The sequence below is a fragment of the Neisseria macacae ATCC 33926 genome (genome assembly GCF_022749495.1).
GTDB classification, from domain to species: domain Bacteria; phylum Pseudomonadota; class Gammaproteobacteria; order Burkholderiales; family Neisseriaceae; genus Neisseria; species Neisseria macacae.
This window is the reverse complement of record NZ_CP094241.1, coordinates 2,667,162-2,680,531: the sequence shown is the minus strand read 5'-3', so window position 1 is coordinate 2,680,531 and position 13,370 is coordinate 2,667,162. Positions and strand designations below refer to the sequence as shown.

The window sequence follows — 13,370 nt, the reverse complement described above, 5'->3', positions numbered from 1 at the left end:
TATTTTAAAGTAATACTTTTTCTATAAATAATGATATTTCTTCATTTTTTTTCTTGGAGAAAACAAATGAAGATTTTTTTATTGTCATTATATTGAAAAAATTAATTTTTTCAATATAATTCATATTATTATATTTTTCAATCAAATTATCTTCATTGCTGATAAAATAAGCTTTAGAAGGAGATAAATTAATAGCTACTGTGAACTTTTTATCATACTCCCCATGTCTAAAAACAGGTGAATTTGAACATAGAAGACTTTCATCAGAAATAATAAATTCATCAAAGAAAACGCTTTTATTTTTCAGAGAAGATAAGTAACTTAAAGGCCAATTATTATTCTGTTGAAGAAATTTCATTAATGTTTGTAATTTTTCAAAAGTTGAAGCTGATTTTCCTGATTGTATGAAGTTATTCAGACCTAATTCATGAATTGCTGTAAGAACAAGAATAAGAACTCCATTTTTTGCACCATTCAGGATGTTTTTTTCAAAACTATTATTGGTATTTAGTATTTTTTCTAGTTGTGGAATAAAAGACTTACAGCCATCTTTCATTTGTTTTATCGAGTTTGGGTTTCTTGCATCAAGCAATATAATAAATTTGTATATATAATCTTTTTGAATAACAGAAAGATCTTTCCATTGATTATTTTGTGCAAATTTAATATCCGAGTTGAACCCATCTATATATGGCGTAATAAAACTGGATTCTATTTCATCACTTAGGACGTAAAGATTATTTTCTAATGCAATATTTGCAGTGGATGTTTGAAACCATCTTTTTTGAGAAACATTGTAAGCATGTGGGTCATTTCCCCAAGCTTTTAAAAAGAATTGAGGAACGTAATGATGCCTCGCGGGTGGTTTATTCATGGTTACTCTCCTAGACTCCTAGATAATCCTAAATTTAGCAAGCCGTAGCCCGCATGTTAGGGTGTGTGCGGTACGCAAGCACGCGTTCTCCATTTTCTCTACAACCCCAACCCACCGCGTGCGTGCCTTGCGGCACACACACTACCGAGGGGTTCAAAGGCCGTCTGAAAAAATGTTCGCAACGTTTGTTCCATCTGCCTTGCGATAAAAGGCTACCTGAAAATTCCTGCCGTTGATGTTTCGGGCATTCTTTTTCAGACGACCTGCAACGCCTGAATTTGCTGCAATCCGCTCCCTCCCCCGTGGGGGAGGGCTGGGGAGAGGGCATTCTCCCGAATAGCGGCAATCTTTCCCAATATCCTACCACTCAAAATACAAGCCTTGCGGCTTGTTGCCCTCTCTCTAACTCTCTCCCACGGGAGAGAGGACCGGGCGGCGGTCGGGATTAAGGGTTCTGCAAGGAAAACAGGTTGTGTAGGCTGCTTTTTTGCTTTTCAGACGACCTGTTAAACGCTCAATTCAGCAAGCTGTCGCCACGCATGTGGGGCGTGTGTGGTACGCACGCGTTCCCCATTTTCCCTGCAACCCCAACCCACCGCGTGCGTGCCTTGCGGCACACATCCTACCGATGGGTTCAAAGGTCGTCTGAAAAAACGCTCGCGGCGTTTGTTCCATCTGCCTTGCGATAAAAGGCTACCTGGAAAATTCCTGCCGTTGAGGTTTCGGGCATTCTTTTTCAGACGACCCGCAACGCCTGAATCCGCTGTAACCCGCTCCCTCCCCCGTGGGGGAGGGCTGGGGAGAGGGCATTCCCAAAATGGCGGCAATCTTTCCCAATACCTAAATCCCCCAAATACAAGCCTTGCGGCTTGTTGCCCTCTCTCTAGCTCTCTCCCACGGGGAGAGAGGATGGGGTGGCTGTTGGGGTTAAGGGTTCTGCAAGGAAAACAGGTTGTGCAGACTGCTTTTTACTTTTCAGACGACCTTTATAAATGCTCAATTCAGTCGGCTTGCACCCTATTATTTTCAATAATTTAATCAAAATCAGCCATCTGCTACCGTGCAGGCTGCTTTTCCAATTCCTGTAACACACGCAGGATTTCTGCCAGTACATCGTTTGTTTGCTGCAAAATTTCGTGATTCCAAAAACGCAGCACGGTAAAGCCCAAGCTGTTGAGATATGCCGTCCGCACGTGGTCGTACGCGGCTTGTTCTGTGTGCTGCCCGCCGTCTGCTTCGACAATCAGCTTGGGCGTTACGCACATAAAATCAACAATATAGTTTCCCATCGGCTGCTGGCGGCGGAATTTATAGCCGTTCAGACGACCTGCCCGCAGGTGCTGCCACAATTTTGCTTCCGCCTCGCTCATTTCTTGACGCATGGCTTTGGCGCGTTGATGCAGGGCGGGGTTGTCGGCGGTCAATAGTTTTTCGGGCGGGTTCATTTTTTTATTATTGGGTGTGGAAAACGCCTTGATGACCATCTTTTTTCAGTAAGTGTAGATTAGCTTAAAAAACAGCATAGCACGCGTAATCATACAAAAACGTTGGGCTTGCCAATTCAACCTATCCTTGAGGTCGTCTGAAAAAATCTTGGCGTTTTGTATGTAGGTCTTGGTAGGTTGCTTTCCAGTAATGTTGAGAACGTTAGTTTGTTATGGTGTATTGAGTGGTGGGTGCTGAGTTGTCGAATATGGTTTTATTCTATGTCTATGATGGTTTGCACGCCTTCTAATATTTTATTGGATAGGTTTTCTAGGCTTCTTGCACCTTCATCGACCCTCGCCCCTTTTTGCTTGAGTGCCTGATCCATGTAGATGCTGCCTGCCATGGCGGGTTCTTTCAGGCAGTGGTCTACGGAAAATTGCTCCAATTCTGCGGCGGTTGTCGGGATGGCGCATTCTGAGTTGGCTATGGTTTTGCTACTTTCAGAGATGGTTTTGTATACGCCCTGGGTGGCGGAATCGAAGATGTCCGCACCGAGTTGGCTGATTTTTTTCAGGTCGATGGTTTTGTCACCTGCGAATGCGGGGGCGCTCATAAGCAGGCAGAGGAGTAAAGCCGTTTTTTTCATGAAATGCCTTTATGGATGGGTTTTCTTCAGGCGGTTTGACGGCAAACCGCCTTGTGGTTTGGTGTAATGTGTTAGCGATTGTTTTGTTTTTGGTAGTCGTCATTCCATGCTTGCACGGCTGTATTGGCGTCGCGTGCGACGGAGTGGATGGTGTTGCACGCGGATAATGCGCCGATTAATGCGATAAACAGGGCTGCTTTTTTCATAGGGTGAATCCTTATGTTGATGGTGGTGAGTAAGGCCGGTCAGCGTTTGACCGGCATGAAATCGGTATGGTTTTTAAAAGCTGGTGATAAAGGTAATCAAGCCCAAAATGATGCCGGGGGCGTTTGCCAGTACGACGGGGTAGTCGCGTTTTTCTTTCAAAAAGCCGTAGGCAACCCATAATGTGCAGTTGATGGCGGCGACGAGGGGTTGCAGCGGCGAGCCGGGGTTGCCCGCAAGGTTGTTTTGGATTTGCGGGATGTAGGAAACGTACATGCCTACTGCGGTCAGGGTGGCGACGACGGAGAGTACGCGCATTTGTTTTTCAGTCATGGGGTTTCCTTTCTGACTTGAGGGGGGATTTTTCAGACGACCTTGTTGAGTTGAGAGGTCGTCTGAAAAGGCGGCTTATTGTTTTGCCGCTTTCATATTGTCAATGAATTTGTCAAACAGATAGCTGACATCCTGCGGGCCGGGGCTGGCTTCGGGGTGGCCTTGGAAGCAGAACACGGATTTGTCGGTCAGTTCGATGCCTTGCAAGGTGTTGTCGAACAAGGATTTGTGGGTAATTCTTGCGTTGGCGGGCAGGGTGTCGGCATCGACGGCGAAGCCGTGGTTTTGGCTGGTGATGACGACTTTGCCGCTGTCTAAGTCTTGCACGGGGTGGTTTGCACCGTGGTGGCTGAAGTGCATTTTCAGGGTTTTTGCGCCGATGGCTAGGCTGATGAGCTGGTGTCCCAAGCAGATGCCGAAGATGGGTTTGCCGCTTGCCATCAGTTTTTGCACGGCTTCGATGGCGTAGTCGCAAGGCTCGGGGTCGCCGGGGCCGTTGGACAGGAATACGCCGTCGGGGTTGAGTGCCAACACGTCTTCCGCGCTGGTTTGGGCGGGGACGACGGTCAGGCGGCAGCCGCGTGCGGCAAGCATACGCAGGATGTTGGTTTTTACGCCGAAATCGTAAGCGACGACGTGGAACGGTTGTTCGGCAGGAGTAACGAAACCTTTGCCCAACGCCCATTCGCCTTCGGTCCATTCGTAGGCTTCTTTGCAGGAAACTTCTTTTGCCAAATCTTTGCCGACCATGCTGCCGAACGCGGCGATGAGTTCTTGCGCTTTTTCAACTGTAGCGTCCGCGCCGGCCAGAATCGCGCCGCCTTGTGCGCCTTTTTCACGCAGCAGCGTGGTCAGGCGGCGGGTGTCGATGTCGGCGATGGCAACGGTTTTGTTGCGCACCAGATAGTCATGCAGGCTTTCGGAGGCGCGGAAGTTGCTGTGCAAGAGCGGCAGGTCGCGGATAATCAAGCCTGCGGCATAAACGCTGCGGCTTTCTTCGTCTTCGGCGTTGGTGCCGGTATTGCCGATGTGGGGGTAGGTAAGGGTAACGATTTGTTTGCAGTAGGACGGGTCGGTCAGGATTTCCTGATAGCCGGTCATGGAAGTGTTGAACACGACTTCGCCGGAAGTCGAACCTTCGTAACCGATTGATGTGCCGTGAAATACGCTGCCGTCAGCGAGAACGAGAAGAGCCGGAGTGGTCATGATGGAATCCTGTTTGCCTGATGATGGTCGGTTTGCAGAAACGGGCAGGGGTCGTCTGAAAATTGTTTACAAAAAAGACCGCCTGAGAAAATATCGGCTAAAAAAAAACACGCCCCGCAGCCTTGATTTTGCTGCGTAACGTGCTTTTTCAGGCATAGCTGCCTATACCGTAGAAGCAATGCATTCTACGTCAAAAAGCCATATCGTTCAAGCCGTGACGTGGCAACGGATTTTGCCTTTACAATCGCGCCGCCTGTTTCATTTTCGCCATTGTTCGCCGCGTCAGATAAAAAAAACAGCCCGAACCCCACATAAATGACATCGTAAATGTTAGAATCTCATTCCGAGAAAATAAAAACAACGTCATCATCCGTCAACCGACGATTTTATGAAAAAAGAACGCATTATGAAAAACAAATCTTCACGTTGCCCCGGCTCCATCCGTCCGATGATTTACAGCATCGCCTCCGCGCTCGCCCTGATGAACGGGGCGGCAAATGCCGCGACAAGCGAGTTCGCCAAAGTCCCGCTGTATCTGCAAAATGAAACCAAAATCGATAAACAGCCTGAAGTTAAGCATAATATTATGCTGTTTATTGATGATTCAGGTAGTATGGCGCGGAGCTCTATCAACGGCAAACGTATTTCAGTAGAGAATGGCAATATATCTCATGCATCACGAATGGCAGTTGCAAAAGATGCTTTGAGCCAAGTGTTAAGTAAGCATGGTGGAGAGTTTAATTGGGCGTTGCAAACGTTGAATAACTCAGGACGAGCAGATACTACGGATAGGGAGGGATTTGCTGTTCCAGCGACTGAAATTGCAAAGAGGGTAAAAAGTATTAATCCCGATAGAGGTACGCCGACTACCTCACGTTATTTCGAGTTGGTCAGTCGAATTGTTATGCCGAATGTGAAATACCGTTGTCAGAAATCATATGTGGTTTTGATGTCGGATGGTGATGCTAACCTTAGTTGCAATTTATGGGATAGGAGGAGTGGAGAAAATTTAGGAGGACCTGATTTTGGGTATGGTTATGATCGTTACTCGAAATATTACAATAGAAATATATATATAAGTAACCCATTTGATAAGGATAGCATTCTATACAATGAGGCATATAATTATTTTGGTGCTAGACCTCATGGCTTCTGCAAATATGAAAAAGGGGGAGCGTACGATACCTCTTGGGATAGAAATGATGGCTTAGCCTTCTTTAGCAAAAAACTTGCGGAAAAGGATTTTAAAACCGAAGGAACGGATGATGCAGGTAAAAGCTGGAACGGCGATCCTAAAGATCCTGCGGATTACAGCAAACAACTGGTGCAGACCTTTACCGTAGGCTTCGGGCAAGGTATTACGCCTTCAGGCAAGAGATATTTACAGCTGGCTGCCAGCCGCCCCGAGTATTATTATGAGGCAGATAAACCTGAAAGTTTGTCGAAGGCATTTAACGACATTATAGAGCAGATTAAATCTGATACGAAAAATGTGGGTTATGACGATGTGGGTGCGACCGCGCCTGCAACGACCAGCAGCAGCCTGCCTGGGATGTCGGCAGTTATCGGTTTGAAAACGAACTCTTGGAGCAGCCAGATTATTTTCCAAAGATTAGGGAAGGATGGCCGACGCAGTGAAGAGTTGAAGCAGTACCCGTCGTTTGCAAACCGTAAAACCCTGATTAATACGGATTCCGGTACTTATTTTATTAATAATATTCCCAATAATACTTTAAACAATGCCTATTTTGATGTTGCAGATAATGGTAAAAATTCGGGTGAGTGGCGTGATTTGCTGAATTGGACGGGTCGTGTTGGTGATGATAAGTCAATACAAGATAAGTCGAAAAACACACCGTACAGTCAGGTTTACCGTATTCGGGAAGGTGATCAGCGCGATTTAGGCGATATTTTGGACGGTTCGGTTGCTGCTGTCGGTAATAAGACCAAATATAAAGTTGGCAGCGATACTATCGAGCGTCAGAAATATATGGTTGCGGCTGCGAATGACGGCATGGTGCATTTGTTCCAAACCTCGTCAGATGCAAATCATCCGTATGAGCTGAAAGTCAGTTACATTCCTTCGACAATGGAGCGGGATGTCGCAGACGGCAATAATGTGAAAACAGTTACTTTGGCAAAGGTTTTGAAAAATATTGCCAAAGACAGCTATACATCGTCTATTACCAATCATGAATATATGATTAACGGCGGATTTACCTTGCGTCAGACTCCGGAAAATGATACTCAGCGCGTATTTATGTTCGGTGCGATGGGGCAAGGTGGTCGTGGTGCGTATGCCCTGAATATCGGTGGTAATGTAGATAAAGCTACCAAAACAGGTTTGGATGTCGCCGATACCGAATGGAATAAAACAGTTCCATTGTTTGAAACCATTAAAGGTGAGAAAAACACATTGGGCTATACCATCGGTACGCCGCAAATCGGACGCGTCTCAGTTAACAGACCTGCTGATAACGGGCGTGTAGATACAAAAGAAAACATTCGCTATGCGGGTTTTCTTGCCAGCGGTTATCGTGTTGAAGATAAAACCGATGCGAAAAACGAAACTGCATTATACATATATGAAATGTTAGGCAAGGAAGTAGGTACGGGCGATAAACGCGGTAGCGGTACAGGTAAAGCACCGGGCGAATTGTTGAAAAAAATCGAAGTCGAAGGCGGTGTAGGCGGTCTGTCCACGCCGACCCTTGTGGACACCGATTTTGACGGTGTAATTGATGTTGCCTATGCGGGCGACCGTGGCGGCAATATGTATCGTTTCGACCTGCGCGGCGAAAAACCAGACAACTGGAAGGCTGTTAAAATCTTTACGGGTTCGCCCAGCAAACCGATTACCTCCGCGCCCGCCGTTTCCCGCCGCAGAGCAAACGAATATGTCGTGATTTTCGGTACGGGCAGTGAGATTTATCAAAATGATCTGACCAATAAAGACAAGCAGTCTATTTACGGTATTTATGAAGATTTGACACCGAATCAGACCGTAACCGCTGCTTCCGAAAGTGATTTGCAACAACAAGAGTTTCGTCCTGAAGAAAAAGGAAAAGAAGGTTATATTTATCTAACTAACAACCAGGTTGCCAAAACCCAAAAAGGTTGGAAAATCGATTTGCGTGATGGTGAACGGGTAAACGTCAAACCGACTATGATCTTGCGTACTGCTGTTGTGACTGTGCGTCGCTATGATTCTGTTACAGAAGAAAAATCTGCTGGTGCCGATGTTTGTTTGCCAACCAGTACAAGTGTAAAAACTGTGGCAAAAACTTCGTTCATTGGTGTGAATGCTGATAATGGAGGTGCATTGAACGCACGCAACGCACGCTTTACACCTGATAATGTTATCCGAAAATTGGACGGCTTCGGTATGCAATACGCCAATGGTTTGACTCGGGATGGGGTTATCAGCTTTACCTTCCTCAATCCGAGCAAATTGGATGATTCCCCTGTGACCGCAGACGGGGACTCAGGAGGTACGGGTACGGATAAAGAGCTATCAGTTACGTCGAGTACGCCAAATAATAAATGCTTCTCCAATAAAGCAACTCGCAGCCTGCTGTTAAATAAGGGGGAGTCTCTGACAGTAGAAGGCCGTATCTGTGGTCTGCAACGTATCAGCTGGCGCGAGCTGTTTTTCTGATTGATTCGTGTAAGCGTATGAAGACCAAGAGGTCGTCTGAAAACTTGGAAACAGGTTTTCAGACGACCTTTGTTTTATAGTGGATTAACTTTAAACCAGTACGGCGTTGCCTCGCCTTAGCTCAAAGAGAATGATTCTCTAAGGCGCTGAAGCACCAAGTGAATCGGTTCCGTACTATCTGTACTGTCTGCGGCTTCGTCGCCTTGTCCTGATTTAGATTTAATCCACTATATCTGAATGCAATCAGCTTTGCGGTCGGTAAATCTTATCGAATACGCCGCCGTCGTTGAAAAATCGTGCTTGTGCTTTGCGCCAGCCGCCGAAGGTTTCGTCGATGCCGACCAGTTTCAAATTGGGGAAGCGTGTTTTAAATTCGGCGCGTACGGCTTCGTCGGTGGGGCGGTAGAAATGGCGTGCTGCCATTCGTTGCGCTTCTTTGCTATACAGCATTTCCAAATAGGTTTTGGCGATTTGTTCCGTGCCTTTTTCTTTTGCTACTTCGCTGACCACGGCGACGGGTGGTTCGCACAGCATGGATATTGACGGCGTGATGATTTCAAATTGGTTCGGATTCTCCTGCAAGGCGAGGTGCGCTTCGTTTTCCCATACCAGCAAAACATCGCCTAATCCGCGCCGTGTAAAGGTAATGGTCGAACCGCGCGCGCCTGCGTCCATGACCGGCACGCGGCGGTAGAGTTCGGAGACAAACTGTTCTGCCGCCGCATCCCCGCCTTTTTCTTGTGCGTATGCCCAAGCCGATAGGAAATTCCAGCGTGCGCCGCCTGAGGTTTTTGGGTTTGCCGTGATGATTTGTACGTCGCCTTTGACCAAGTCGTCCCAGTCATGAATCTGCTTGGGGTTGCCTTTGCGTACGAGGAACACGATGGTCGAAGTGTAGGGCGTGCTGTTGTGCGGCAGGGCTTTTTGCCAATCTGCCGACAAGAGTTGCCTGCCTGATTTGCTGTGATGGAGCGCGTCGATATCGGATGCCAGCGCAAGCGTTACGACATCGGCTTTCAAGCCGTTTTGCACGGTCAATGATTGCTTGCCCGAACCGCCGTTGGAGAGGCGGATATCTGCTTCCTGTCCGTGTGTTTTTTGCCAGTAGTGTTGGAAAAACGGGTTGTATTCGCGGTAGAACTCGCGTGTCGGGTCGTACGATACATTCAACATGACGACGCGCTCGGGTTTGCCTTTGCCCGACGTGCCGCCGGACTGCCCGCATGAGGCGAGCCACACCGTCGCGCCGATGAAGATAATGCCCAGCCATGATTTGAGTCCCATCATATTTTCCTTATCAGACAAATACTTGAGCGGGGAATATAACAAGGTGGGAATCGCGCGGGAAATATTGTTTGCTTCTTTGGATATAACGGAAATGCGTTTGCGGCGATATGTGGCTTGGTGTTTTCAGTTATGGCGTTTGAAGGGATGAATAACGGAAAGGTCGTCTGAAAACGGATTTCGGTTTTCAGACGACCTTTTGTCAATGATGAACCATGCAGACAACGCCTAGCTGTGAACGCTGCTTGCCAAACCGAAAGCCGTCTGCTTCGGACGGACAGGATTCAGCGGTGCATAATCATGGCTTTAATCCACGCGGGTATTTCGCGAGAGAGTTTGCGCAGGTAATTGGGCGTGGAGTCGCCGCAGGAATCGGAAGCGTAAAACTGGACGTTTTTGTCTTTCAAATGACGGTTGACGAGCCACTCGGCGCGTGCGAGATGGAAGGCGTCGCTGACGATGATGACGTTGGATACGTCTTGCAACAGCGGTGCGCTTAGGGCGATGTTTTCAAAGGTGCTTTCCGATTTGTTTTCGATGCGGATGTGTTCGGGCGGGATGCCCATGTCTATCGCCATAGATTGCATGGCTGCCGCTTCATTGCTGCCGTCGCCGTCCGTGCCGCCGCTCATCAGCAATCCGCTGACTTTGTTTTGGCGGTAGAGGGCGACGCCTGCTTCCACTCGGGAGCGCAGGCAGGGATTGGGTTTGCCACGCCTGTTGACGGAATTGCCCAAGATGACGGCGATGTCGGCGGGTTTGATGTTTTGGGATGCTTTTTCTGCTTGGACGGCTTGGTAATGCAGCCAAGCCACGCTGGTCGCCCAGATGAGGAGAAGCGGGAGGAAGCCCCATATTATCCATCTTTTCATAAATGATTCCTTTGGGTGTATCGGGTGTGTGCGGCGGGATATCGGTTGGATGGCGCGGCAGTGAAACATCATAGCATATGCAGATTGTCTGACCGGCGAGACGGGATGGGCGGTAGATTTCGGTTGCGGACGGGACGGGTATGTTGTGTTGTTATCGCGGGAGGTCGTCTGAAACCATCTTCTGTTTTTCAGACGACCTCGTAAATGTTAAGATAAACCATTTTTCCCTTTACGGTATGGAAGGACGCAAAAAGCGGCGGCATCGGGTTGCCTGCTGTTTTGCGTGGTTCCGCCATGTATTGACCGAAAGCCATTTATGACCGATATCCTCAATAAAATCCTTGCCACCAAGGCTCAAGAAGTGGCCGCACAAAAAGCGGCGGTGCCGCTTGCGGAAGTCAAAGCGCAGTTGCGCGATGCCGAACCCGTGCGTGACTTTTTTGCTTCCATCCGCAATAAACACGCTCAAAACTTGCCTGCCATTATCGCGGAAATCAAAAAAGCCAGTCCCAGCAAAGGGCTGATACGGCCTGATTTTCACCCTGCGGATATTGCGCGCGCTTATGAACGCGCGGGGGCGGCTTGTTTGTCTGTGTTGACCGACGAAGTGTATTTCCAAGGTTCGCCCGAGTATTTGAAACAGGCGCGTTCGGCGGTCAGCCTGCCGGTGTTGCGCAAGGATTTCATTATCGACGACTATCAGATTTATCAGGCGCGCACATGGGGCGCTGATGCGATTTTATTGATTGCGGCGGCCTTGGATGCCGAGCAGTTGACGCATTTTGAAGCCGTTGCCCACGATTTGGGCTTGACCGTGCTGCTGGAATTGCACGATCAATCCGAATTGGAAAAATGCCGCAGCATGACCACGCCGCTGTGGGGCGTGAACAACCGCAATCTGCGGACTTTTGAAGTCACGCTCCAGCAGACTTTAGACCTGCTGCCTGAGCTGTCGGGCAAAACGGTCGTTACGGAAAGCGGTATCCGAAACAAAGACGATGTGGACTTTATGCGCGGCCATGGCGTGCATACGTTCTTAATCGGCGAAACTTTTATGCGGGCGGCGGATATCGAAGCCGAAGTGCGTAAGTTGTTTTAATATCGTGCCGCAAGGTGTGCAAAGCACAAAATTTCTTGCCTGCTTTTGAGGCGGTCTGCTTCGGAAGCAGGCAGTTTAGTGTTTCCCCGACCGCCACACCGACCAGATAATCCACAGGCTGTTGGCGAAGGCGATAAGGTAGCCGACGAAGCCGATAAACTTGGGGCCGGTGTCTATACTCATGACGATGGACGAACCAATAATCAGGGCAGCGGTGACGATGCCCATGGTCAGGCGGTTGGCGGCGCTGTCGATTTGATGGCTGATGCGGTCTGACTGCTTGAGGTCTAGGGTGATGCCGAATTTGCCTTTTTGCAGCATTCTGGTCAGCCTGAAGAAGTCTTGCGGCAGCGACTCCGCCATTTGCAACAGGGTGCGCAGTTGCGTTTTGGCGTTGCGGGCGATGTGGGCGGCGGAGGCTTGTTCTTTGACGGCGGCTTCGGTGATGGGTTTGGCGCGTTCGAGCAGTTCGATACTGCCGTCGAGCCGTTTGACGACGCCTTCGAGGGTGATGAGGGTTTTGAAGAGCATCACGAGGTCGCCGGGCAGGGTCAGCCCGTGGCGGCGCATGATGGAGGTGATGTCGTTGATGACTTGGCTGACGCGCAGGTCGCGGATGGGCGTGTGTTCGTAGTTGAGCAGCATTTCCAAAACATCGGCGCCGAGCAGGTTTTCATCGGGCAAATCGCCCTGCGCCCAGTCGCTGAGGACGTATTGGATGAGCAGCGCGTCGTTGTTGGTTAGGGCGTTGATGAGGTTGAGGATTTCGCGGCGGCGGGTGTTGCCGAGGTGTCCGACCAGCCCGAAGTCGATGAAGGTGATACCGCCGTTGTCGTTGATGAAGATGTTGCCCGGATGGGGGTCGGCATGGAAAAAGCCTTGCCGCAGCATCATGGTGAAGAGGGTGTCGGTAATCCGTCCGGCAAGCCCGTTGCGCAAGGTGTGGGGCATGGTTTCGAGGTCGGCGTCTTTCAGGAGTGTGCCGTCGATGTAGTCTTGTACGAGGATGTGCCGGTTGGAAATGTCGGGATAGACGGCGGGGATGCGGACCAAGGGGTCGTCTGAAAAGGTCTGACCGAAACGCTGCATATAGCGCAGCTCCACCGATAAGTCGGTTTCTTTCGCCAGACTCTTGGCAAAATAGGCGACCATCAATACGGGCTGGTAACGGCGCACTTCGGGGATTTCGGATTCCATCAGTCTGGCGAGGTGGTTCAAAATCCGCAAATCCGCCTGAATGACCGGCTCGATGTCGGGGCGTTTGACTTTGACGGCGACGGCGGTTCCGTCTAAAAGTTCGGCACGGTGTACCTGCGCCACCGACGCGCTGCCGGCGGGTTTCGGGTCTATGCTGCGAAACACTTCGGAAACGGGTTTGCCCAGATAGGCTTCGACCAAAGTATAGATTTCAGACGATGGTATCGGCGCGACGTTGCTTTGCAGTTGTTCGAACTCTTCAATCCACTCCGCCCCGAAAATATCGACCCGCGTGGACAATACCTGACCGAGTTTGACGAAGGTCGGACCCAGCTCCTCAAACGCTTTGCGGAAGCGTCGCGGCGTACTCATATAACGGCTGTCGGGATGCACTTCGTCCCCGCCCGCCGCGCCCAAACGGATGCGCTGCACAAAGCCGCCCAAGCCGTATTTCGTCAGCACGGTAATAATTTCGCGCATTCTGGAAAAGTCGCGCATAGCGAGCAGAGTAGGTATCATCATTGGTCGGGTATCTTCGCAAAATTTTTTATAAACAACGCTTTAACGCA

General features: G+C 49.3%; 12 protein-coding genes. 2 read left to right on the top strand and 10 right to left on the bottom strand.

Features of this window, described 5'->3' with window-relative positions; translation table 11 throughout:
- Positions 1-4: 4 nt before the first annotated feature.
- The 7 genes from MON40_RS12750 to carA form a co-directional block, all read right to left on the bottom strand.
- Positions 5-874, bottom strand: a complete 870-nt coding sequence (locus MON40_RS12750) for a DUF4238 domain-containing protein (protein WP_242925936.1) — start codon at positions 872-874, stop codon at positions 5-7.
- A gap of 506 nt (positions 875-1,380) precedes the next feature.
- Complete coding sequence (locus MON40_RS12745) at positions 1,381-1,701, bottom strand: hypothetical protein (protein ID WP_242925935.1); 321 nt, start codon at positions 1,699-1,701, stop codon at positions 1,381-1,383.
- Between the two features lie 228 nt (positions 1,702-1,929).
- Entirely contained in the window at positions 1,930-2,319 is a 390-nt protein-coding gene (locus tag MON40_RS12740) for an endonuclease domain-containing protein (protein WP_039862824.1), read from the bottom strand.
- 254 nt (positions 2,320-2,573) lie between these two features.
- Complete coding sequence (locus MON40_RS12735; RefSeq protein ID WP_003775893.1) at positions 2,574-2,948, bottom strand: hypothetical protein; 375 nt, start codon at positions 2,946-2,948, stop codon at positions 2,574-2,576.
- A 71-nt stretch (positions 2,949-3,019) separates the two neighbouring features.
- On the bottom strand, positions 3,020-3,154 hold the full coding sequence (locus tag MON40_RS13395; RefSeq protein ID WP_003775895.1) for a hypothetical protein: 135 nt from the start codon (positions 3,152-3,154) through the stop codon (positions 3,020-3,022).
- A 73-nt stretch (positions 3,155-3,227) separates the two neighbouring features.
- Entirely contained in the window at positions 3,228-3,485 is a 258-nt protein-coding gene (locus tag MON40_RS12730) for a SemiSWEET family transporter (protein WP_003765608.1), read from the bottom strand.
- A 75-nt stretch (positions 3,486-3,560) separates the two neighbouring features.
- Positions 3,561-4,691 carry a glutamine-hydrolyzing carbamoyl-phosphate synthase small subunit gene (gene carA / locus MON40_RS12725; protein WP_003775897.1) on the bottom strand — a complete coding sequence of 377 codons (1,131 nt, stop codon included), beginning with the start codon at positions 4,689-4,691 and terminating at the stop codon, positions 3,561-3,563.
- Between the two features lie 388 nt (positions 4,692-5,079).
- Between carA and pilC the strand changes: the two genes are divergently transcribed.
- On the top strand, positions 5,080-8,349 hold the full coding sequence (gene pilC / locus MON40_RS12720) for a PilC family type IV pilus tip adhesin (protein WP_242925934.1): 3,270 nt from the start codon (positions 5,080-5,082) through the stop codon (positions 8,347-8,349).
- A gap of 243 nt (positions 8,350-8,592) precedes the next feature.
- Here the strand turns inward: pilC and MON40_RS12715 are convergent, their stop codons facing one another.
- Together MON40_RS12715 and MON40_RS12710 are read right to left on the bottom strand one after the other, a co-directional pair.
- Positions 8,593-9,636, bottom strand: coding sequence for a sulfate ABC transporter substrate-binding protein (locus tag MON40_RS12715; RefSeq protein WP_003775904.1), 1,044 nt, complete (start codon positions 9,634-9,636; stop codon positions 8,593-8,595).
- A gap of 281 nt (positions 9,637-9,917) precedes the next feature.
- On the bottom strand, positions 9,918-10,505 hold the full coding sequence (locus MON40_RS12710) for a YdcF family protein (RefSeq protein WP_003775906.1): 588 nt from the start codon (positions 10,503-10,505) through the stop codon (positions 9,918-9,920).
- A 316-nt stretch (positions 10,506-10,821) separates the two neighbouring features.
- Here MON40_RS12710 and trpC point away from each other — a divergent pair, with 316 nt between their 5' ends.
- Positions 10,822-11,604: an indole-3-glycerol phosphate synthase TrpC gene (trpC, locus tag MON40_RS12705; RefSeq protein WP_003775910.1), complete on the top strand. Its 783-nt coding sequence runs from the start codon at positions 10,822-10,824 to the stop codon at positions 11,602-11,604.
- Between the two features lie 75 nt (positions 11,605-11,679).
- On the opposite strand, the gene MON40_RS12700 is transcribed toward trpC, so the two are convergent.
- A complete protein-coding gene (locus tag MON40_RS12700; RefSeq protein WP_003775911.1) occupies positions 11,680-13,323 on the bottom strand; it encodes an ABC1 kinase family protein in 1,644 nt (547 codons plus the stop codon).
- Positions 13,324-13,370: the final 47 nt, after the last annotated feature.